The 22,219-nt window shown below is 61.8% G+C and carries 21 protein-coding genes; 3 read left to right on the forward strand and 18 right to left on the reverse strand.

The window, feature by feature from the left end; translation table 11 throughout:
• Nucleotides 1-209 precede the first annotated feature (209 nt).
• The gene (locus tag AC245Y_RS05970; RefSeq protein ID WP_017993509.1) at nt 210-2,240 is read right to left on the reverse strand and encodes a LysM peptidoglycan-binding domain-containing protein; all 2,031 of its coding nucleotides are present in this window, start codon (nt 2,238-2,240) and stop codon (nt 210-212) included.
• 155 nt (nt 2,241-2,395) lie between these two features.
• Between AC245Y_RS05970 and AC245Y_RS05975 the strand changes: the two genes are divergently transcribed.
• Nucleotides 2,396-3,019, forward strand: a complete 624-nt coding sequence (locus AC245Y_RS05975; RefSeq protein WP_003558142.1) for an LOG family protein — start codon at nt 2,396-2,398, stop codon at nt 3,017-3,019.
• A gap of 115 nt (nt 3,020-3,134) precedes the next feature.
• Here the strand turns inward: AC245Y_RS05975 and rarD are convergent, their stop codons facing one another.
• From rarD to cysS, 7 genes are all read right to left on the reverse strand, one after another.
• A complete protein-coding gene (gene rarD / locus AC245Y_RS05980; protein ID WP_003558146.1) occupies nt 3,135-4,049 on the reverse strand; it encodes an EamA family transporter RarD in 915 nt (304 codons plus the stop codon).
• A 217-nt stretch (nt 4,050-4,266) separates the two neighbouring features.
• Complete coding sequence (gene cimA, locus AC245Y_RS05985) at nt 4,267-5,880, reverse strand: citramalate synthase (protein ID WP_017993511.1); 1,614 nt, start codon at nt 5,878-5,880, stop codon at nt 4,267-4,269.
• Between the two features lie 182 nt (nt 5,881-6,062).
• The gene (gene pip, locus AC245Y_RS05990) at nt 6,063-7,025 is read right to left on the reverse strand and encodes a prolyl aminopeptidase (protein ID WP_017993512.1); all 963 of its coding nucleotides are present in this window, start codon (nt 7,023-7,025) and stop codon (nt 6,063-6,065) included.
• Nucleotides 7,022-7,498 (reverse strand): GFA family protein, encoded by a 477-nt coding sequence (locus tag AC245Y_RS05995; protein WP_017993513.1) that lies wholly within the window; start codon nt 7,496-7,498, stop codon nt 7,022-7,024. Before AC245Y_RS05995 ends, pip begins: the two co-directional genes overlap by 4 nt.
• Nucleotides 7,495-7,983, reverse strand: a complete 489-nt coding sequence (locus AC245Y_RS06000) for a GFA family protein (protein ID WP_017993514.1) — start codon at nt 7,981-7,983, stop codon at nt 7,495-7,497. Before AC245Y_RS06000 ends, AC245Y_RS05995 begins: the two co-directional genes overlap by 4 nt.
• Nucleotides 7,980-8,456, reverse strand: a complete 477-nt coding sequence (locus tag AC245Y_RS06005; RefSeq protein WP_017993515.1) for a GFA family protein — start codon at nt 8,454-8,456, stop codon at nt 7,980-7,982. Before AC245Y_RS06005 ends, AC245Y_RS06000 begins: the two co-directional genes overlap by 4 nt.
• Complete coding sequence (cysS, locus tag AC245Y_RS06010) at nt 8,453-9,844, reverse strand: cysteine--tRNA ligase (RefSeq protein WP_017993516.1); 1,392 nt, start codon at nt 9,842-9,844, stop codon at nt 8,453-8,455. The genes AC245Y_RS06005 and cysS overlap by 4 nt, the downstream gene beginning before the upstream one ends.
• A gap of 354 nt (nt 9,845-10,198) precedes the next feature.
• Here cysS and AC245Y_RS06015 point away from each other — a divergent pair, with 354 nt between their 5' ends.
• Nucleotides 10,199-10,948 (forward strand): glycoside hydrolase family 25 protein, encoded by a 750-nt coding sequence (locus tag AC245Y_RS06015; RefSeq protein ID WP_017993517.1) that lies wholly within the window; start codon nt 10,199-10,201, stop codon nt 10,946-10,948.
• 10 nt (nt 10,949-10,958) lie between these two features.
• Here the strand turns inward: AC245Y_RS06015 and AC245Y_RS06020 are convergent, their stop codons facing one another.
• From AC245Y_RS06020 to radA, 4 genes are all read right to left on the reverse strand, one after another.
• Nucleotides 10,959-11,699 carry an SDR family NAD(P)-dependent oxidoreductase gene (locus AC245Y_RS06020; protein WP_017993518.1) on the reverse strand — a complete coding sequence of 247 codons (741 nt, stop codon included), beginning with the start codon at nt 11,697-11,699 and terminating at the stop codon, nt 10,959-10,961.
• Nucleotides 11,700-11,779: 80 nt separating this feature from the next.
• Nucleotides 11,780-13,270, reverse strand: coding sequence for an amidophosphoribosyltransferase (gene purF, locus AC245Y_RS06025; RefSeq protein WP_017993519.1), 1,491 nt, complete (start codon nt 13,268-13,270; stop codon nt 11,780-11,782).
• A 148-nt stretch (nt 13,271-13,418) separates the two neighbouring features.
• A complete protein-coding gene (locus AC245Y_RS06030) occupies nt 13,419-14,045 on the reverse strand; it encodes a CvpA family protein (protein ID WP_012756822.1) in 627 nt (208 codons plus the stop codon).
• 89 nt (nt 14,046-14,134) lie between these two features.
• On the reverse strand, nt 14,135-15,535 hold the full coding sequence (radA, locus tag AC245Y_RS06035) for a DNA repair protein RadA (protein WP_026157303.1): 1,401 nt from the start codon (nt 15,533-15,535) through the stop codon (nt 14,135-14,137).
• Between the two features lie 160 nt (nt 15,536-15,695).
• Between radA and AC245Y_RS06040 the strand changes: the two genes are divergently transcribed.
• On the forward strand, nt 15,696-16,331 hold the full coding sequence (locus AC245Y_RS06040) for a LysE family translocator (protein WP_017993521.1): 636 nt from the start codon (nt 15,696-15,698) through the stop codon (nt 16,329-16,331).
• A gap of 9 nt (nt 16,332-16,340) precedes the next feature.
• Here the strand turns inward: AC245Y_RS06040 and alr are convergent, their stop codons facing one another.
• The 6 genes from alr to rpsF all read right to left on the reverse strand — a co-directional run bounded on the left by alr (nt 16,341) and on the right by rpsF (nt 21,942).
• Nucleotides 16,341-17,510 carry an alanine racemase gene (gene alr / locus AC245Y_RS06045; RefSeq protein WP_017993522.1) on the reverse strand — a complete coding sequence of 390 codons (1,170 nt, stop codon included), beginning with the start codon at nt 17,508-17,510 and terminating at the stop codon, nt 16,341-16,343.
• 89 nt (nt 17,511-17,599) lie between these two features.
• Nucleotides 17,600-19,096 carry a replicative DNA helicase gene (locus tag AC245Y_RS06050; RefSeq protein ID WP_012756827.1) on the reverse strand — a complete coding sequence of 499 codons (1,497 nt, stop codon included), beginning with the start codon at nt 19,094-19,096 and terminating at the stop codon, nt 17,600-17,602.
• 372 nt (nt 19,097-19,468) lie between these two features.
• Entirely contained in the window at nt 19,469-20,047 is a 579-nt protein-coding gene (rplI, locus tag AC245Y_RS06055) for a 50S ribosomal protein L9 (RefSeq protein ID WP_012756828.1), read from the reverse strand.
• A 22-nt stretch (nt 20,048-20,069) separates the two neighbouring features.
• Nucleotides 20,070-21,056 carry a hypothetical protein gene (locus AC245Y_RS06060; protein ID WP_017993524.1) on the reverse strand — a complete coding sequence of 329 codons (987 nt, stop codon included), beginning with the start codon at nt 21,054-21,056 and terminating at the stop codon, nt 20,070-20,072.
• Nucleotides 21,057-21,211: 155 nt separating this feature from the next.
• Nucleotides 21,212-21,460: a 30S ribosomal protein S18 gene (gene rpsR / locus AC245Y_RS06065; RefSeq protein WP_003547038.1), complete on the reverse strand. Its 249-nt coding sequence runs from the start codon at nt 21,458-21,460 to the stop codon at nt 21,212-21,214.
• A gap of 14 nt (nt 21,461-21,474) precedes the next feature.
• Nucleotides 21,475-21,942: a 30S ribosomal protein S6 gene (gene rpsF / locus AC245Y_RS06070; RefSeq protein WP_003547040.1), complete on the reverse strand. Its 468-nt coding sequence runs from the start codon at nt 21,940-21,942 to the stop codon at nt 21,475-21,477.
• Nucleotides 21,943-22,219 lie beyond the last annotated feature (277 nt).

Genomic DNA, 22,219 nt, shown 5'->3' on the forward strand with positions numbered 1-22,219 from the left:
TTGTCTCCAGCCCGGATGGGCTTGCCGCGATTACGGCGATTCGATGCCGGCAAGAGCGCGGAACCGGGACGTGCCTGAAAGCGCTTCCCACAACCCGCAGCCGCCACCGCCAGATAGGGTGCCGGGCGGACGAATACAACAATTGCTGGGGTAAGGAAACGACGAGGCCGGGCGCTTATCCCGCCCGGCCTTGCCGTAGGTTTTACAGCTTAGAGATGCTGGCCGGACATGCGCTTGCGGTGCAGCTCTTCTGCATTCGGCAGTACATCCTTCGGCAGGCCAAAGATCTGGCCAGGGCGGATGCGATCGGGATTGATGATCTTGTCCTCGTTGGCGATGTAGATCGTCGTGTAACGAACGCCGAGACCATAGGTGCGGCGCGAGATCTGCCACAGCGTGTCGCCGCGGCGAATGATGACCGCCGCGTTGTTCGCCGTCAGCGGCGCCTGTTCGATCGTCTTCGGCTGGTTGCTTCCGACCTCGTTTGCAGACGGCGTTGCCGGCGCGGGTGCGGCGGTGAGCTCGGCAATCATCCCGCCCAGCTTGTCGAGTGCGGCGCCGACCGACTTCGCATCCCCAGGCAGGCCCTGCAGCAGCTTCAGCGCATTGCCGGCGACCTGTGAGGAGGAACCTGACGCTTGCTTGAAGACATCAGGCGCATCGGCCGCTGGACGGAAATCGGCGACGGAGCGCAGCGCAAACTCCGTTGCCGAGCGTGCTGCCGCAAGCTGTTCGGCGCCGGGCAACTTGCCATCGGCAAAAAGACCCTTCAGCAGGCCGAAGGCCTTGCCGACTTCGGCTTTGAGTTTGCGGAGCTCGCCTTCGTCAAGCGGAACCATCGAGGAAGCACCGTTCGCATCTGCGGGGGCCGATTGCGCGGCGACCCTCACCTGATCGCCGGCGGGGCGATTGAAATTCACCGACGCACGCACGATCACCTTGCCTGTGGGATCGACGACATCGACGCGGATCTTGTGGTCGCCGACCGAAAGCGCCACCACACCGTCGATGACGAAATGGCCGTCGGAGCCGGCGGTATCCTGGCCGACGAGGTTGTCGTCGGCATAACCGATGACCTTAGCATTGGAGCGCGTCGTGCCGGCAATGAAGATCTTGTTGCCTTCGATCTCGACGGCATTGACCATCACGTCCGGTGCGTTCGTCTTATCCGGTGCGGCAGTGCCGGGAATGGCAGGTGCCGTATCAGCGCCGCCGGAGGGTGTGTCGGTGAGGTTCGGCGTCTGCAGCGCCAGCTCACCGGTCGGTGCAGCCGAGCTTTCACCGGTTGCCGGCTTGTCCGCAGGCGGCGCCATCGGATTGGAGGCGTCGGCAACTTCGGTTCCGGCCTTCGGCGCGGTGATGATGCGGCTCGCCGCGCCGGGTTTGGAAACCATGGCGAGCAGATTGGCGCCATTGCCATCCTTCGGCACGGAAATGGTCGCGACTTCTTCGGAAAGCGCGCTCTTGCCGTCCTTGCCCGTGAACTTGAGCACCAGTTGGTGGTCGCCGGCCGGAAGCGGATCGTCGAGAACGGCAGCAAAATCGCCGCTCGCATCGACATTGGCCGTCGTCACCACCTTCTCGCCGTCGAGCACCTCGAGCTTGCCGTTCGGTTCGGCGGAACCGGCAATCACCGTCGATCCGTCGGGCTCGACGCGCAATACGTCGAAGGCCGGAAGCTTCGGGCCGTTATTTTCCGCTGCCGTATTCGCCCCAGGGGCGGTCTCCGGCGCACCGGTCAGCGCAACCTCGGCCTTGGCGATCGCGGCAAGCGCATCGGCGATGCTCTCGGGCAGCGACTGGACGATGGCGAGCGCCTTCGCGCCGCCGTCCTTGGCCTTGGCGGCAAGGGTCTGGGTCGCGGGATCGAGGCCCTCGGGAATAGTGAAGCCGGCAAGTGCGGTCAGCGCGTTGACGGCCTTGGTCTTGGCGGCAGTGAAGACATCGATGGCAGGGCCTTTGCCGTCGGCAAACAGCGCCTTGAGCTCGCTGAGCGACACGCCGGCATCGGCCGAAAGGCGGCCGACCTGATCGGCGACCGCAGCCGCATCGCCCACAGCGGAGCGCGATGTCTTTGACGCCTCGTTAACCGTGTTCTTGAGCTCCGTGCTCGCCTGGTTGATGGCGTCGCCGACCTTGGTTGCATCGCCGCCGATACGCGGCATGACGACAAACACCATCAGTAGGATTGCGATTGCGAGGACTGCAAGAGCCAGCAAGCCGGCACGGTTCTTCATCATTATGTCTCCCAGAGCGGCAATTTGCCGTAATACCCAAAATTGCTAGCGATTCCCGTTGCTTTCCACAAGCATTCAAAGCAATTAGGCAAGCTAGGCACGCTGCTTTTCAGTCAATTTTCTTGACTGCATTGAAATGGAATAGTTGTTTTGCCCTCATGACCGAACAATCTGTATCGATTCGATCCATCTGCGTTTACTGCGGCTCCAGGCCGGGACGCGATCCTTCCCACATGGCGGCCGGGCGTGCTCTCGGAAGAGAGATCGCCGAATACGGCCTGCGCCTCGTCTATGGCGGGGGTACCAAAGGCATCATGGGCGCGGTTGCCAGCGGCGTGCTTTCAGGCGGCGGTCAGGTCACGGGCATCATTCCCGAATTCCTGATCGATATGGAAGCGACTCGCCACTCGCTCGGTCAGCTGAACGAACTCATTGTAACCCCTGACATGCATGCGCGCAAACACACCATGTTCGAGCGCTCCGATGCCTTCGTCGCGCTGCCCGGCGGCATCGGCACGCTGGAGGAGATCGTCGAGATCATGACCTGGGCGCAGCTCGGCCGCCACGAGAAGCCGATGGTCTTCGCCAACGTCAACGGTTTTTGGGATCCGATGATGGAACTGATGCGCCATATGACCGAAGAAGGCTTCCTGCACACCGCCCACCGGGTGCAGCCACTCGTCGTCGACGAGATCTCCGGCATCATTCCGGCGATCATGGCCCAGGCAGCCCAGCTCGCCGCCGATCGTGACGGCGAGGACGAGGTGATTTCGAAGATGTAGGGATTCAATGCATGTCGCCCAAAAGTGTCCAGCGGTTTTGGGACAAAGACATGCATAAAACAAAGACCTGAAGCGCGTCGCATGAATCCGATTCGACGTGACGCGCTTTCGCGCCTCAGCGCCCGCGGCTTCCCTTCAGCATCGACCAGCTATAGAGGAACAGCCCCGCCCAGATCAGCGGGAAGGCGATCATGCGCGCCGTGCCGAATGGCTCGTGGAAGACGAAGACCGCGATCAGGAAGATCATCGTCGGCGCGATATACTGCATGATGCCGATCGTTGAGAGTTTCAGCAGCTTGGCGCCGTTTGCATAGATCATCAGCGGCACGGCGGTGATGACGCCGCAGCCGAGCAGCAGGGTCGTGTCGGCAAGACCGGTGCGGTACAAATGGCCCTGGCCGCTGCCGAATTCCAGATAGAGAATGTAGAGGAGGGCCGGCCCGCTGAGGATCAGCACTTCCAGGAAGAAGCCCTGGTTCGGCCCGAGCGGCAGCGTCTTGCGCAACAGGGCGTAGAACCCCCAGCTGATCGCCAGCGTCAGCGCCACCCACGGGATGCCGCCGCTGTCCAGCGCGAGAATGGCGACGGCAAGCGCCGCAAGCGCGATCGCCGCGATCTGCAGCGGTTGCAGCTTTTCCTTGAGGAACACCGCGCCGAGGAAGATGCTGAACAGCGGATTGATGAAATAGCCAAGTGCTGCGTCGAGCGAATGGCCGGCGCCGATCGCCCAGACATAGGTGCCCCAGTTGACGGTGATCAGCGACGCCGTCAGCGCCGCCATCGCCAGCATGCGCGGCGAACTGAGTGCTGCGCGGATATCCTGCGTGCGCCCGAGCACGATCAGCACGATGCCCGCCAACGGCAGCGACCAGACGATACGATGGGCGATCACCTCGGCCGGCGAGATATGCGCCACCGCCTTCATGTAAATCGGCAGAAAGCCCCAGAGCAGATAGGCCGTCAGCGCGAAGGCGAACCCGCGCGGACTGTCTTCGTTCTTGGCCAACGGAACGGATGCATCGGTCGACATCGGTGTTTCCATCTTTGTTCTTCTTCTGATCCGGCCTAGCTTAAGCGCCGTGAATAGGCCAATTCATTTCGTTGAATGAAGGGTGAGAGGATTTGATCCGGAAACGAAGCGATAGACGATAATATATCCGACGTCCGTCGCTGGAAGACGAAGTCCGAAGGAAGCGAACGGTATTCGGGCGAGGGCTGGGACCCCTCCGCCGAGCCGCGGAAAAGGTTTATTCCGCCGCGATCTTGCCCGCCAGCTGCCGGTTCTTCATCAGCTTGTAGATGACCGAATCCACCAGCGCCTGGAACGAAGCGTCGATGATGTTCTCCGAGACGCCGACCGTCCACCAGCGCACCCCGTCGCTGTCGGTGGATTCGATCAGCACGCGGGTGATCGCCTCCGTGCCGCCATTGAGGATACGCACCTTGAAATCGGCGAGCACCAGATCGTCGATCTCGTGCTGGTACTTGCCGAAATCCTTGCGCAGCGCGAGGTCGAGCGCGTTGACCGGGCCTTCGGCATCGGCAACTGACATCAGCGTCTGGCCGTCGATGGTGATCTTGACCACCGCCTCCGAGACGATCTTCACACGGCCGAGACTGTCGAAGCGGCGCTCGATCATCACGCGGAAGCCTTCGATGGTGAAGAATTCTGGGATCGTGCCGAGCGTGCGGCGGGCCAGCAGCTCGAAGCTCGCATCCGCGCCCTCATATGCATAGCCGATCGATTCACGTTCCTTGACGATCGAGATCAGCAGGTCGAGCTTCGGATCGTCCTTGGCGACCTCGATGCCGCGCCGCTTCAGCGCATTGATGAAGTTCGCCTTGCCGCCCTGGTCGGAGACCATGACCTTGCGGAAGTTACCGACGGTTTCAGGCGGCACGTGTTCATAGGTCCGCGGATCCTTGAGCAGCGCCGATGCGTGGATGCCGGCCTTGGTGGCGAAGGCTGAGGCGCCGACATAGGGCATCTGGTGATCCGGCGAGCGATTGAGCAACTCGTCGAAAGCATGCGAGAGCCGGGTGAGGTTGAGCAGCCGCTCCTCGTCGATCGCCGTTTCGAAACGGCTGTTGTAGGCGCTCTTCAGCGCCAGCGTCGGGATCAGCGTCACCAGATTGGCATTGCCGCAGCGCTCGCCGATGCCGTTCAGCGTACCCTGGATCTGCCGGACGCCGGCGTCGACGGCGGCAAGCGAATTGGCAACCGCCTGACCGGTATCGTTATGCGCATGGATGCCAAGACAGTGGCCGGGAACGCCTGAGGCGATCACCGCCTCGACGATGGCGCGCACCTCCGGCGGCTGCGTGCCGCCATTGGTGTCGCAGAGCACGACCCAGCGGGCGCCACTCTCATAGGCCGTCTTGGCGCAGGCGAGCGCATAGGCCGGATTGGCCTTGAAGCCGTCGAAGAAATGCTCGCAATCGACGATCGCCTCCTTGCCCGCGCCAACCGCCGCCTTGACGCTTTCGGCGATGCATTCGAGGTTTTCCTCGTTGGTGCAGCCGAGCGCCACCGCGACATGATAATCCCAGCTCTTGGCGACGAAACAGATGGCGTCGGATTTTGCCTGCAGCAGCCCGGCAATGCCGGGATCGTTGGAGACCGAAACGCCCGCCCGCTTCGTCATGCCGAAGGCGACGAAACTGGCCTGGCTGGTGCGCTTCTCGCTGAAGAAGGCGGTATCCGTCGGATTGGCGCCGGGATATCCGCCCTCGACGTAGTCGAGGCCGAACTCGTCCAGCATGGCGGCAATCGCAATCTTGTCCTCGACGGAAAAATCGATGCCGGGCGTCTGCTGCCCGTCCCGAAGCGTCGTGTCGAAGAGGTAGATGCGTTCTTTCATGTCGTTTCCTCCCGCCAAGCGGGTTGTAATGAAGTGCGGATGCTGCCCCTCATCCGGCTGCCACCACCTTCTCCCCGTTATGACGGGGAGAAGGGATATGCCGCACCGTATCGCGGGGCACGTCCCCTCTCCCCGCGGGCGGAGAGAGGGTTAGGGTGAGGGGCTGCCCCCAATGCTAACGATCAGTCTTGCTTCCCGGCAAACTTATCCGTCGCCCGGATCAGCCGATCGAGAATCCCCGGCTCCGAATAGGCATGGCCCGCACCCTCGATCAGGTGGAACTCCGCCTTCGGCCAGGCCTTGTGCAGCAGCCAGGCATATTTGGCCGGGCAGGGCATGTCGTAGCGGCCATGCACGATGACGCCGGGAATATCCTCGAGCCTGCCGGCATCGCGGATCAGTTGTCCCTCGTCCATCCAGCCGGCATTGACAAAGAAATGGTTCTCGATGCGCGCAAATGCATAGGCGAATTCCGGCTCCTCGAACTTGAAGCTCGTCGAAGGTTCCGGCAGCAGCGTGATCGTTTCGCCTTCCCAGATGCTCCAGGCCTGCGCCGCCGCGAGGCGCACATTCCTGTCCTCATGCGTCAGGCGGCGATGATAGGCATGCATCATCTCATGCCGCTCTTCCGGCGGAATCGGCGCGATGAACCGCTCCCACTTGTCAGGGAACATCTCCGAGACGCCGAATTGATAATACCAGTCGAGCTCGGCCTTGGTCAGCGTATAGATGCCGCGCAGGATGAGCTCGGAGACATGCTCCGGATGCGTCTCGGCATAGGCGAGCGCCAGCGTCGAGCCCCAGGAGCCGCCGAACACCTGCCAGCTGTCGACGCCGGCCATCTCGCGCAGCCGCTCGATATCGGCGACGAGGTGCCAGGTCGTGTTGGCATGCAGTTCCGCATGCGGCGTCGACCTGCCGCAACCGCGCTGGTCGAACAGCATGACGTCGTAGAGGGCGGGATCGAAGAGCCGGCGATGGGCGGGCGAGATGCCGCCGCCCGGCCCGCCATGCAGGAAGACGGCGGGCTTGGCGCCAGGTGTTCCCGAGCGCTCCCAATAGATCACATGGCCGTCGCCGACATCGAGATGGCCGGAAGCATAGGGCTCGATTTCGGGATAGAGCGTGCGCAGTATTTCGGTCATATCTTCACGCCTTTCGCCGGCCAGACTTCGGTGTCGTGATCGGGATGCTGGAAGGAGATGATCGCCTCCTGCCGGGAGTAGAAATCCTGATCCTTCAGCACCGGAGCCTCGAAGATCTCCTCCACCCAGGGCAGGCGGGCCTCGTAGTTGACCTGGATCAGCGGAGCGAGATCGCTGCGGTCGTCGAAAGTGCCGATCGCAAGCTCCAGCCCGCCCGGATGACGATAGGTCATCGGCGTGCCGCAATTGTTGCAGAAGCCGCGTTCGATATTGACCGAGGACTGGAAGTAGCTCGGCTCGCCGCGTGTCCACTCCATCCCTTCCTCAGGCGCGGTGACGAGCGCCGAGAAGAAGCCGCCGAACTGCTTCTGGCACATGCGGCAATGGCAGATTGAGGGTCGCCCCAGCCTGCCTGAGATGCGGAAGCGCACGGCACCGCACTGGCATCCGCCTGTCTTGATTGTGTCCGTCATGAGATTTCTCCGAGGGGCCAATTTTGCGTGTCGTGGTCGGGGTGTTGATGGTTGCTTGCCGCGATCGCATTCTCGCGGTCGGGCGTTTCAGGCTGTGGTTCCACCGGCAGGCCGTCCAGCGCGTGAAACCAGGACATCTTGCGGCCGGTGTTCGATTGCATCACCGGCTTGACCGTATCGGGATCATCAAGCGAGCCGAGCGTGATGTTGATGAATTCCGCGTCCGGAATGTCGTAGAACAGCGGCGTGCCGCAATCTCCGCAGAAGCCGCGCCGCACCAGATCCGAGGACTGAAACCATTTTGGCGCGCCGCGCGTCAGGGTGAAATCGCTGCGCATCGCGGCGGCAAGCGGCATGAAATAGTTGCCGGCTGCCTTCTGGCACATGCGGCAATGGCATAGATGGGGATAGCCGAGTTCGCCTTTGGCGCGGTAACGCACCGCCCCGCACTGGCACCCGCCGCTTCTGTCCACTTCCGCTGTCATCTGAGCTCCTTGGGTGGCCATGCTTGCGTCTCTTGATCGGGATGCTGGTTCGAGACGAGCTCGAGCAGGAAGGGAGCGGCTTGCGCATCCTCCTCCGTCCGGTGCCCCGGCAATTCATGCAGATGATCGACGAAGCCGATCTTGCCCTCGATGCCGAATTGGACCACCGGCGGAAACGCCGAAGGATCGTCGAAAGCGCCTGCGGCAATCGCCATTCCATCCGGCGCCTCATAGGTGAGCGGCGTGCCGCAATCGCCGCAGAAGCCGCGCTCGACGAAATTGGAAGAGCGGAATTTTTTCCGCTCGCCGCGTGTCCATTCGAAATCGGCGCCACGTACCGAGACCAGCGGCGCATAATAAGCACCGAACGCCTTCTGGCACATGCGGCAATGACAGATCGACGAATCCCTGACGTCGCCGCTGACGCGGAAGCGGATCGCTCCGCATTGGCAGCCGCCGGTATAGATCGTCATCTCTTGACCTCCCACGTCGTCACGCGCTCGCCGGTCACCGCATCCTTGCCGTCCTTCAACTGGATGCCCTTCGCCGTCAGTTCGTCACGGATCTTGTCAGCCTCGGCGAAGTTCTTCGCTTTCAGCATTTCGAGACGCATCGCGACCAACGCATCGACCGCCGATGCGACGGCTTCGTCGATCTCCATCTTTTTCGGCAGCAGGCCCAGAAGGTCGGCCGTTGCGGCAAAAGTGGCGCTTGCGGCAGGATCCGTATGGGCACCTTGCGCCAACGCATGCAATGCCTGCACCGCGGCCACCGTATTGAGGTCGTCGGAAAGCGCGTTCAGCACGGTTTCATCGGGCGCCGCATCGCCGGCTTCGGCCGCCGGCCATTTGGCGAGCAGACGTTCGGCTTCTTCCAGTCGCTTGATCGAAAAATCGATCGGCTCGCGGTAATGCGTCATCAGCATGGCAAGGCGCAGCACCTGGCCCGGCCATTTGCGGCCGCCGAAGGTTTCCGTCTGCAGCAACTCGTTGATGGTGACGAAATTGCCTTCGGATTTCGACATCTTGCGGCCTTCGACCTGCAAGAAGCCGTTATGCATCCAGACATTCGCCATCACCTCGGTGCCGTGGGCGCAGCGCGACTGGGCGATTTCGTTTTCATGATGCGGAAAGATCAGGTCCAGCCCGCCGCCGTGAATGTCGAAGACATCGCCGAGATAACGCTTGCTCATCGCCGAGCATTCGATGTGCCAACCGGGCCGGCCGCGGCCCCATGGGCTCTCCCAGCCGGGCTCGTTATGGCTCGACAGCTTCCAGAGAACGAAATCGCCCGGGTTCTTCTTGTGCGCGTCGACGGCGATGCGGGCGCCGGCCTGCTGCTCGTCGAGGGCGCGCTTCGAAAGCTGACCGTAATCCGCCATGGATTTGGTGTCGAACAGCACTTCGCCTGATGCGACATAGGCATGGCCGTTGCCGATCAGCTTCTCGATGATCTCGGTCATCTCGACGATATTGTCGGTGGCGCGCGGCTCGAAGTCCGGCTCCAGGCAGCCGAGTTCGGCGACATCGGCGTGAAATTGCGTCTCGGTCTTTTCGGTGACCGCGCGGATCGCTTCATTGAGCGGCAGGCCCGGATGGTCGCGAAGCGCGCGCGCATTGATCTTGTCGTCGACATCGGTGATGTTGCGGGCATAAGTGACGTGATCTTCGCCATAGACATGACGCAGCAGCCGGAACAGCACGTCGAAGACGATGACCGGCCGGGCATTGCCGATATGAGCGAAGTCATAGACGGTCGGGCCGCAGACATACATGCGGACATTGTCGGGATCGATCGGCGAAAACACCGATTTTTCCCGTGTCAGCGTGTTGTACAGCTTCAGTTCCGGCGTCGCGTCCATTTCACTCTCCCAAATGCACGATCAGAAAAATATCGCGACCGGCGGACCGGGGCGTTTCGCATCTTGACTATTTGGGAGACGAAAACGGCCGGGCCAGCGCTCGCGCTAGCGAATAATCTTCCGGCAGATAATGCAGATAACCGTTTTCATGGCGGGTTTTATGGCCCGGTTCGCGCCTTCGGTCAAGGGGGCGAAGCGCGATCCAGTGGCAACGGGATCCATCCATCCGATGAATCGATCGTAGCAACCAACGTCTTTGAAACCAGTTGGCACGCTCTTGAAATTCGTCCGCCATTTTCGGCGCACAAATCTCGCATAGCCAGTTGAGAAGCTGTTGAAAATAGGGAGGAAGGGATGCGGAGACTGGCCCGATCGATGATCGGAGCGACTGCAGTTCTGGCGGTCGCATTCGCTGCATATTTCGCATACGATTTCGGGATGCTCCGCTTCAACAATCCCTCTCTCAGCAACTATCCAATCCAAGGCATCGATGTCAGCCACCACCAGGGCGATATCGACTGGAAGGTCGTTGCCGCGCAGCCGAATGTCCGTTTCGCCTTCATGAAGGCGACCGAAGGCGGAGACCATCGAGATTCGAAGTTCGCCGACAACTGGCAGCGCGCCGGAGATGCTGGAGTGGTCAGGGACGCTTATCATTTCTTCACCTTCTGCCGCCCGGGCAAGGATCAGGGGCAGAATGTCCTGGCGACCGTCCCGAAGGAGCAGGGAACTTTGCCGATCGCCGTCGATCTGGAGTTTGTCGGCAATTGCAACAGGATCCCGACGCTCGAGGAAATGGTTGCCGAGGTGAGCGCCTTTTTCACCGAGCTGAAGGGCACTTTTCCGGAAAAACCTATTTTTTACGTCACCCAGGAGTTCTTCGATCAATATCTGAAAGGCAATGAATCGCGCTTTCCCGACCACTACCTGTGGCTGCGCAGCGTGTTCAGAGAGCCGAGGCAGGAAGAGTGCAGTCGTTGGTCGATCTGGCAATTTGCCGATAACGGCACACTGGACGGCATCCAGGGACCAGTTGACCTCAATGCGCTATGCCCGTCGGAAGCGGGCCTGGCGCATCTGTTCCCAGCTGTTGCAACGAACTGAAAGGTCCGGCTTATTCAGGCAGCCGGTAATCGACGAGCTTGTTCTCCCGGACGATAAACAGCTTGCCCGTCTCGGTCACACCAGGCCCGAGCAACGGCAGGATCGCCTTTGCGACCTCGGAGGGATGCGGCAGCGACTGCGGATCTTCTCCGGGCACCGCTTGCGCCCGCATCGCCGTGCGGGTCGCCCCCGGATCGACGCTGGTGACCCGCAGCGGGGTGCTTTGACTTTCGCCGGCCCATGTGCGCGCCAGCGCCTCGACGGCGGCCTTGGAAGCAGAGTAGGCGCCCCAGAAGGGGCGGCACTTGTGGGCAGCACCCGATGACAGGATCACGGCGCGGCCGGCATCCGAGCGGGCCAGCAGCGGGTCGACCGAGCGGATCAGCCGCCATGTCGCGGTGACGTTGATGGTCATCACCTTCTCGAACACTTTCGCTTCGATATGGCCGATCGGCGAAATGACCCCAAGCACGCCGGCATTGGCGACGAGGATGTCGAGTTTGCCCCAGCGCTCGAAGATCGAGCCGCCGAGCGCATCAATCGCATTCATGTCGGCAAGGTCGAAAGGCACGAGCGTCGCCGTGCCGCCGACAGCCTTGATCGCATCGTCGAGGTCCTCGAGCCCGCCAACCGTGCGTGCGCAGGCAATCACATGAGCGCCGGCTTTGGCAAGTTCCAGCGCTGTGAAATAGCCTATGCCACGCGACGCACCGGTAACGAGTGCGATCTTGCCCTCAAGATTGATATTCATGATGTCGAGTTCCCTCACGAAGGGAGAGAGGTTCGATTGAACCCCTCGGGATGGGACAATGGAAAAGCCGGCGCGCCGTGTCAGCCGTTGCTGGCAAGCATCGAAATCTTGTTGCCCATGGACTCGCCGTTCTTGTCGAGCAGGCGGGTCGGATAGTCGCCGGTAAAATAGTGGTCGGTGAACTGCGGCCGAGCCGGGTTGCGATCCTCACCGCCGACAGCGCGATAGAGGCCGTTGATCGACAGGAAGGCGAGCGAATCGGCGCCGATGTATTTGGCCATGGCTTCGACGTCGGCATACTGGTTTGCCAGCAGCTTTTCGGCATCGGGCGTGTCGATGCCGTAGAAATCCGGGAAGAAGATCATCGGGCTTGCGACGCGGACATGGACTTCGCGCGCGCCGGCTTCGCGGATCATCTGCACGATCTTGAGAGACGTCGTACCACGCACGATGGAATCATCAACCAGCACCACGCGCTTGCCTTCGATCATCGCCCGGTTGGCCGAATGCTTCAGCTTTACGCCGAAGGCGCGGATCTGCTGCGTTGGCTCGATGAAGGTGCGCCCGACATAATGATTGCGGATAATGCCGTATTCGAAGGGAATCCCGCTCTGCTGTGCATAGCCGAGTGCTGCCGGCGTGCCGCCATCCGGCACCGGCACGATCACGTCGCCATCGACGGGCGATTCCTTGGCGAGGTTCATGCCCATGCTCTTGCGCGTCGTATAGACGTTGCGGCCGCCGACGACCGAGTCCGGGCGGGCGAAATAGACATATTCGAACAGGCAGAGGCGCTCCGGCTGTGGCTTGCTAGGCTTGCGCGCATCGATGCTGATCGAGCCGTCGGGCTGGATTTCACAGATGATGACCTCGCCGTTCTCAACGTCGCGGATGAACTTGGCGCCGATAATGTCGAGCGCGCAGGTCTCCGAGCAGAAGATCGGCTTGCCGTCGAATTCTCCCATGACCAGTGGGCGGATGCCGGTCGGGTCGCGCGCGGCAATCAGCTTGGTGCGCGTCATGGCGAGCATCGAATAGCCGCCTTCCATCTGGCGAATGGCATCGATGAAGCGGTCGGATGTGGAGGCGTGGCGGGAGCGGGCGATGAGATGGAGGACGACCTCGGTATCGGAGGTCGACTGACAGATGGCGCCGGTCGCGATGATTTGGCGGCGCAGCGTCAGGCCGTTGGTGAAATTGCCGTTATGGGCAATGGCGATGCCGCCTTCTTCCAGTTCGGCAAAGAGCGGCTGCACGTTGCGCATCGCCACTTCGCCGGTTGTCGAGTAGCGGGTATGACCGATCGTAATGCTGCCGGGCAGGCGGGCAAGCGTCATCGGATTGGTATAGTGGTCACCGACGAGGCCCATGTGGCGCTCTTGGTAGAAGCGCTTGCCGTCGAAGGAGACGATGCCGGCCGCTTCCTGTCCGCGGTGCTGCAGGGCATGCAGGCCGAGCGCCGTGAGCGCGGCGGCATCGGGATGTCCCAGAATTCCGAAAACCCCGCATTCTTCATGCAGCGTATCTCCGTCGAGCGGATCGTCGGTCGGGAAGGAATGGGACTGGTTCATTTCTGCGGGCCTCTGCTCTCACAAGAATGGATCGGCATTTCCAGAAATAGCTGAGCCCGGCGGAGCTGGAATGCCCGGCCGGACCCTCATTTCACGTCCCGCTCAAATGGCGATTGCCGGAAGGCGGGTCAAGCTCTTGAACACTGTGTCAATTCGCCGGCTGCTGCGCGCCGCCTGCAGGCGCGGTCGGTGCGTCTTCCGCCGGAGCCTGGTCGCCCGTCGGCGGAGTGGTACCTTCGGCGCCCTGTGCCGGCGGCTGCAGCTTATCACGGATGCTTTCCGGTATCATCTGGGCAAATTGCTCCGGCAGAACCGATTTCAGCTTCACGACCATCGAATCCAGGAAGGGCTTCGACTTCGCTTCGTTGACCCAAGCCGGACGGTGGTCGGCATCGACGAGCCAGTTCCAGAAGGCGACGGCGACGACCAGGAGCAGCACGCCGCGCGCTGCCCCGAACAGGAAGCCGAGCGTGCGGTCGAGCGCGCCGACACGGCTGTCGATGATGAAATCGGCGATCTTCATCGTGATGAAGGAGATGACGATGAGCGCGATCAGGAAGACGACCGCTGCCGAACCGACGATCGCGATACGGTCGTCATCGGTATATTTCTTCGCATAGGGCAGCAGGTACGGATAGAGATAATAGGCAGCGGCGGCCGAACCGCCCCAGCTCGCGATCGAGAGGATCTCGCGCGAAAAGCCGCGGACCATCGCCAGCACCGCGGAGAAGAGCACGACGCCGATGACAATACCGTCGAAAATCGTAATGGGCATGTAGATTCAACTCCAGGACTGCCGCTTGGCGGCCGTGTCGTGCCTTATCGTGTGCTCCTATATCATCACCACTCTTGGCAATGAAAGGATCAAACGTCGTCTTCCACACGCAGCGCTCCCTTCGATCCGGCAATGCGCGCGACCAGATCCGGCAGGCTTGCGACTTCGCTCCAGCGCCCGCCGGGGCCCTTCGGCAATTCGGCGGAGGCGGACGGAAGCAGCGCTGCGGAAAATCCCAGCTTCTCGGCTTCCTTGAGACGCTGGGCGGTGTGCGCAACCGGCCGGATGGCACCCGACAGGCTGACTTCGCCGAAATAGACGCAATCGGCAGGAAGGGCAATACCGGCAAGCGAGGAAACGAGCGCCGAGGCGACGGCAAGATCGGCCGCCGGTTCGGAGATGCGGTAACCGCCGGCGACGTTGAGATAGACGTCGTGCTGGCCGAGCCTGACGCCGCAATGGGCTTCCAGCACCGCAAGGATCATCGACAGCCGTGCCGAATCCCAGCCGACCACGGCGCGCCGCGGTGTACCGAGCGAGGTCGGCGCCACCAGCGCCTGCACCTCGACGAGAATGGGGCGGGTGCCTTCCATGCCGGCAAAGACGGCAGCACCCGGCGATTTTTCGTTGCGCTCACCAAGGAAGAGCTCGGAAGGATTGGCGACTTCGCGCAAGCCTTTGTCGGACATTTCGAAGACGCCGATCTCGTCGGTCGGGCCGAAGCGGTTCTTGACTGTGCGCAGGATGCGGTAGTGATGGCCGCGATCGCCTTCGAAATAGAGCACGGCGTCGACCATGTGCTCGACGACGCGCGGCCCGGCAATCTGCCCGTCCTTGGTTACGTGGCCGACGAGCACCATGGCGGCCCCCGTCTGCTTGGCGAAACGGATCATTGCTTGGACGCCGGTGCGCACCTGCGTCACCGTTCCCGGCGCCGATTCGGCAAGCTCGCTCCACAGCGTCTGGATGGAATCGATGATGACGAGGTCCGGCCGCTTGCCCTCGGCGAGCGTCGCCAGAATATCCTCGACATTGGTTTCGGCCGCCAGCATCACGTCGGTATCGGCCGCCGCAAGGCGTTGTGCCCGCAGCCGCACCTGCGCCACGGCTTCTTCGCCGGAGACGTAGATGATCTTGTGGCCGCGCCGCGCAAGGGCGGCGGCGGCCTGCATCAGCAGCGTCGATTTGCCGATGCCGGGATCGCCGCCGATCAGCACCGCCGAACCGCGCACGAAACCGCCGCCGAGCGCCCGGTCGAGCTCCGACATGGCGGTATGGATACGCGGTGCCTCTTCGATCTCGCCGGAGAGTGCCGTCAGCGCCACTGGTCGGCCCTTCTTCGGCGTCTTACCAGGACCGGAGCCGATCCCGCCCATCGGGTCTTCCTCGACGATGGTGTTCCACTCGCCGCAGTTCTCGCATTTGCCGGCCCAGCGGTTATGAACCGTGCCGCAACTCTGGCAGATGAATTGTGTCCTGGCCTTCGCCATCAATTACTCTTTCAGTCCGGGTTCGCGAGCGACGCGACGCGCCGCTTCATCGAATCATTGTCGTGCTTGAGATAATGGCTATCGCAACGGATCAAAACTAATGATTTCCCCATCAGCGCACCCATGCCTATCCTTTGCTCCTCATTCGGAACGGTGGAAAATGTTCGATTATTCGTTTGCGCACTGGCTTGCATTTCTGTCGGCGGCGGTTCTGCTCAATCTCTCGCCCGGTCCCGACATCGCTTTCATCCTCGGTCACACGATGAAAAGCGGAAAACGTGCCGGTTTTTCCGCGCTGTTCGGCGTCTGGTCCGGCGCCTGCCTGCATGTGCTGATGGCCGCACTCGGCCTCTCGGCCATACTTGCCGCTTCCGCCGTCGCCTTCTCCACGGTCAAATGGATCGGCGCCGCCTATCTCATCTGGCTCGGCATTCAGGCTTTGCGCTCCGGTGGCGGCGATGGCCTGATAAAGGCTGCTGGTGAAAGTTTGCCGCTTGCAAGAATCTATCGGCAGGGAATTCTCGTGTCGCTGCTCAATCCCAAAGTGGCGATATTCTTCCTGGCCTTCCTGCCGCAATTCGTCGTCGAAGGGGCAGGGCCGGCATGGGCGCAACTCATGCTGCATGGCGCGCTCATCGTCGTCGTCGCTGCCTTCATCGAACCGCCGCTCGTCCTTCTCGGCGGGCGCCTTGCGGATGCAATCAGGCATAATCAAAAAGTCGGACTCTGGCTCGACCGCGGCCTCGGTGCGCTTTTCGTGGCGCTCGGTGTCCGTCTCGCCCTCAGCAGCCGCTGAGTAGGAAGGCTATTCCTCGGCGACGTAGCGCCGCTCGTGGCGGAGCCCCATGCTGGTCAGGATCTCGTATCCGATCGTGCCGGATGTCCTGGCCACGTCGTCCACAGGCACGTTCTTTCCGAACAGCTCGACATAATCCCCGGCGCGCACGGCGTTGTCAGGCAGGTCGGTGATATCGAAGATCGTCAGGTCCATGGTGATCCGGCCGGCAACCGGGACCTTGTGTCCGGCGATGAAACCTTGCCCGCCTTGCGGCACCACCTGCCTCAACGGCACGCCGCCGCTCGACTGGCTGCGCATGTAGCCGTCGGCATAACCGGCCGAGGCGATCGCCAGCCGGCTTTCACGGCGAAGCTGCAGCGCCCGCCCATAGCTGACGGTCTCGCCGGCTTCGACGCTGCGCACCTGGATGATGCGCGCTTCCGCCGTTGCGACGGGCCGCATCGGGTTCGCCATGCCGCTGACGGCCTCACCGCCATAGAGCGCAATGCCGGGGCGGGTCAGGTCGAAGTGATAATCCTCACCGAGAAAGATGCCGGCCGAGGCGGCAAGGCTTGAATCGATACCTTCATAAGCGGCGCTAACTCTGTGGAATGATTCGAGCTGCTGCCGGTTCATCGCATGGGTGGGATCATCGGCGCAGGCGAGGTGGCTCATGACAAGCACAGGCGCGAAGCTCGCAGGCCGTGAGACGTCGTCGGCGAGTGCGATCGCATCGTCGATATGCAGTCCGAGCCGATTGAAGCCGGTATCGACATGCAGCGCGCAGGGATAGTCGCCGTAATCGGCAAGCACCGCCATCCAGAAGGCGAGCTGCTCGTCGGAGGAAATCACCGGCACCAGATCATTGTCGAAGAAGCGCCGCTCGGTGCCCGGCCATATGCCTGAGAGCACGAAGATGCGCGCCTCGGGCGCATAGAGGCGAAGCGTCACGCCCTCGTCGACGGTCGCGACGAAGAAGTCGCGCGCGCCTGCCATATAGAGCGCTTCGCCGGTATCCTCGATGCCCATGCCATAGGCATCCGCCTTGACGACCGCCGAGGCGCGCGCCGCACCGGAGCGGCGCGCCATGTCGCGCCAGTTCTCCGTCAGGGCGGTCAGGTCGACGGTCAGCCGCAGGCCTGCCGAGGCAAAATTGTCATCTTCGGGGGCGTCGAAAAATTCGCTCATGATCCGCATCGAAAAGAGGCCGGAGAAGGATTCTCCGGCCAGTTTAAAGGTCAACTATGTCAAGGGAAAGCCCGGCGTTGCACCCAGCATCCGCGCGATCAGTGCTCTTCATATTGGGTGAAGGAGGGATCGGCGAGATCGGCAAAACGCGTGAATTCCGCCTGGAAGGCGAGCTTCACCGTGCCTGTCGGCCCGTGGCGCTGCTTGGCGATGATCACGTCGGCCGTGCCCTTGACCTTGTCGAACAGCGCCTCCCATTCCGGATATTTCGGATCGTGGATGTCGCGCGGCTCCGAATTCTTGACGTAATATTCCTCGCGGAACACGAAGAGCACGACGTCGGCGTCCTGCTCGATCGAGCCGGATTCGCGAAGGTCGGACAGCTGCGGCCGCTTGTCATCGCGGCTTTCGACCTGACGCGAGAGCTGCGACAGCGCGATGATCGGAACGTTGAGCTCCTTGCCGAGCGCCTTGAGGCCGGTGGTGATTTGGGTGATTTCCTGCACGCGGTTGTCGCTGGATTTGCCCGAGCCGGTCATCAGCTGAATGTAGTCGACCACAAGCACGTCGAGGCCGCGCTGGCGCTTCAGACGGCGCGCGCGGGCCGAAAGCTGGGCGATCGAGATGCCGCCGGTCTGGTCGATGAAGAGCGGCACCTTCTGCATCATCATCGAGCAGGCGACGAGCTTTTCGAAATCGGCATCGTTGATGTCGCCGCGGCGGATCTTCGAGGAGGAGACTTCCGTCTGCTCGGAGATGATACGGGTGGCGAGCTGTTCCGACGACATTTCGAGCGAGTAGAAACCGACGACGCCGCCGTTCTTTGCCTTCATGCTGCCGTCCGACTGGACTTCGCCTTCGTAGGCGGCGGCGATATTGTAGGCGATGTTTGTAGCAAGTGAGGTCTTGCCCATGCCGGGGCGTCCGGCAAGCACGATCAAGTCCGACCGCTGCAAACCGCCCATCTTGGAATCCAGCGAATGGATGCCGGTGGAAATGCCGGAAAGCCCGCCGTCACGTTCCTTGGCGACGGCCGCCATGTCGATCGCCAGCGCGACCGCATCGTTGAAGGCCTGGAAGCCGCCGTCGTAGCGGCCGTTTTCCGCCAGTTCGAAGAGGCGGCGTTCGGTATCCTCGATCTGCGACTGCGGCGGCATGTCGAGCGGCGCGTCATAGGCGATGTTGACGACGTCCTCGCCGATGGTAATCAGCGCCCGGCGCAGCGCCAGGTCGTAGATCGCCCGGCCGTAATCCTCGGCATTGATGACGGTGACGGCATTGCTGACCAGGCTCGCCAGATATTGCGAAACCGTCATGTCGCCGACCTTCTCGTCGGCTTTCAGGAAGGTCTTGATCGTCACCGGATTGGCGATCTTGCCCATGCGGATGATATCGCCGGCAACCTCGAAGATCTTCCGATGCAGCGGTTCATAGAGATGGATCGGCTTCAGGAAGTCCGACACCCGGTAATAGGCGTCGTTGTTCATCAGGATCGCACCCAGAAGCGCTTGCTCGGCTTCGATATTGTTGGGTGCTTCGCGATAATGCTGCTCCGACGGGGCAACAGCTGCAATCTTTCGAGCGGCGTCGTTCATCATCATCCGTTCTGTCTTTTTCCCAGCTCCGGATTTGCAATTCCGGACGCGAAAATCAAGAGGCTACGAAAGGAGCGGGGGCTCGCTTCGCCTAAATCCTGAACGCTGTGCACGTTGTTCGACTTCTCCACAGTCTTGGGCGACACAAAGGAGAAATACTGGCAGTGTCACCCGCACGACACGGTATGGCGCCGACTCAGCCCATCCGCTTCGGAGAATGTTATTTTAGCGCGATGCGATAAGGCACGCAGCAAAAACATCCGGAAGATCCCCTTAAAAAGCGAACCGCTCGGCAGCTCACATCGAAGGGGTGGAAACGAAAAAGCCCGGCGCGGTGGCCGGGCTTCTCTCTCGCGGATCGCTCCGACGAAATTATGCTTCGTCTTCGTCGACGCCGTCAGCTTCCGGATCGAAGAAGTCTTCCGGACGCAGCGCGTCTTCGTCGACGCCGTAGATCGCGTCGACCGAGGTGAGTTCTTCGCCCTTGGACTGGCGCTCTGCCTCGTCGGCAGAACGGGCAACGTTCAGCTCGACGTGGATTTCGACTTCGGCATGCAGCTGCAGCTCGACCTTGTGCAGGCCGATCGACTTGATCGGCGTGTTGAGGTGAACCTGGTTGCGGCCGATGTTGAAGCCTTCGGCGCCGAGAATATCGACGACGTCACGGGCAGCAACCGAACCGTAGAGCTGGCCGGTTTCGCCGGCGGAGCGCACGACGATGAAGGACTTGCCGTCGAGAACGTCGGCGACCGTCTGGGCTTCCGACTTGCGCTCGAGGTTGCGGGCTTCGAGCGTCGCGCGCTCGGCTTCGAAGCGGGTCTTGTTGGCGGCGTTGGCGCGCAGCGCCTTGCCGAGCGGCAGCAGGTAGTTGCGGGCAAAGCCGTCGCGAACCTTTACGGTTTCGCCCATCTGGCCGAGCTTGGAAATGCGTTCGAGAAGGATGACTTGCATTTTCTTTTTCCTTTCTTGTGTCTCAGATTTTCGTATCGGATTGTTTGGGGGCATCAGCATCTTTCGTCGGGGTCAGTGCGATCGCCTTGCGCGTATCGCTGAGACCGAGAACGAGGATGAGGAGAGCTGGCAGCAGCATGAGCATCGAGGCCAGATAGCAGAGGATGAGGGCCGGTATGCGCCAGTCCTTGCCGCGGGTGCGGAAATGCAGCGAGGCGAAACCGGAAAGCATGAAGCCGGCGCCGAAGGCGCCGATCACGGTCGCACCGACCAGCGCCGGAACGCCGCCGAAAAAGCAGGCGGCAAGCCCGGCCAGGAAGATGAAGATCGAGTTGCGGTTCATCCGCAGCGACGAGGGAATATCCTCGCGCGGACGAAGGCCGCGGCCGGAGGCTGCAACGATGCGTACGGCGAAATAATAGGCAGCAAACAGCATGCTGACCCACATGCCGCCCTGCAAAGCCGGCAGCATCAGCAGGATCAGCGACTTGGTCTGCGCGGTCGCTGCCGGATCGGGCATGAATTCCGGCTGCTGCTGCTTGAGCGAGGTGATCAGCAGATCGACGATCGGATCGGTGATCTCCGGGCCGTAGCCGATGATCACACCGATGACGATGACGGCGAGCGTCACCAGACCGCAGAGATGCAGCAGGATATCGGAGAGCGGATACCAGGCAAGCAGATGGTCGGGCCCACCGAGTTCGGCGGCCGGACGCGCCAGATTGGCGAGATGGCTCAGCCAACCGGCCGGCAGCAGCGTCACCATCGTCATGATCAGCGCGAAGGAAGGCGAGATCAAGATCGCGCCCAGCGCCGCGGCGGTGACGACGGCCGAGACCGCGGCGGCATTGCCCCAGCCGAGCCCGACGATCAGGATCGGCAGCGCCGAGGCCGTATAGAGAAGCGCGCTGAAAAACGACGGCTGCATGCTCGCGCCCAGCACCAGCAGGGCGGCGGTCAATCCGGCGAGTGCGCCGATCAGCAGCGTTTTATTGTTCGGTCGTTTCAAGGTCGCTGTCCTGCTTCATCAAGCAGTTAGAGGATGTTGCTGAATCAAATTCAGAAACGTCTCAACATGGGTTTTAAGAGTTCCGATCCGCGCCCATCGCGGAAGGGAAAGGGAAGGCACGAATGCCTTCCCTCAAAGGTGTCGGCGTCGACCGATTAGGCGACGACGTAGGGCAGCAGGCCGAGGAAACGGGCGCGCTTGATCGCCTGAGCGAGTTCGCGCTGCTTCTTCTGGGAAACGGCCGTGATGCGGGACGGAACGATCTTGCCGCGCTCAGAAATGTAGCGCTGCAGCAGGCGTACGTCCTTGTAGTCGATCCGCGGTGCGTTGGCGCCGGAGAACGGGCAGGTCTTGCGGCGGCGATGGAACGGGCGGCGGACCGGAGCGGAGGAAGTTTCAGACATATCTCAGATCTCCCTTATACACGGTCTTCGCGCGGACGGCGCGGACGGTCGTCACGGTCGCCGAAGCCACCTTCACGCGGCGGACGCGGGCCGCGGTCACGATCACCGAAGCCGCCTTCACGCGGGCCACGGCCGCCTTCGCGCGGACGGTCGTCACGGTCGCGCTTCTGCATCATGGCAGACGGACCTTCTTCATGCTTCTCGACGGCGATCGTCATGTAGCGAAGAACGTCTTCGCTGATGCGCATCTGACGTTCCATTTCCTGGACGGCAGCAGCCGGTGCATCGATGTCCATCAGGGCGTAGTGCGCCTTGCGGTTCTTCTTGATGCGGTAGGTGAGGGACTTGAGGCCCCAGTTCTCGATACGCCCGACCTTACCGCCATTCGCTTCGATCACACCCTTGTACTGTTCTACGAGGGCATCGACCTGCTGAGCGGAAATATCCTGCCGGGCAAGGAATACATGTTCATAAAGAGCCATGACAGCTTTGCCTTTCTTGCGTTTGGTTCAACCCGATATTCGGCGGCTAAGCCTCAACGACTGCTCCTGATTGGGCGGACCCAGGCAAGAAAGCGTTTCCGAGACGGTCGAGAGCGGAGACACGGGAGGCTGGAACGCTTCCGTTCCGAACGATTTCCGTGAAGAAACCGGCCCTCCGTTCAGCCACCAGCCAGAAGACCGGGTTAACGAACAGGGCGGCTTATACGGATTTTTTGGGCAAAGGCAAGCGCAATCGGACACCCGAACCCGATGCCGG

The organism is Rhizobium sp. SRDI943, assembly GCF_057653695.1.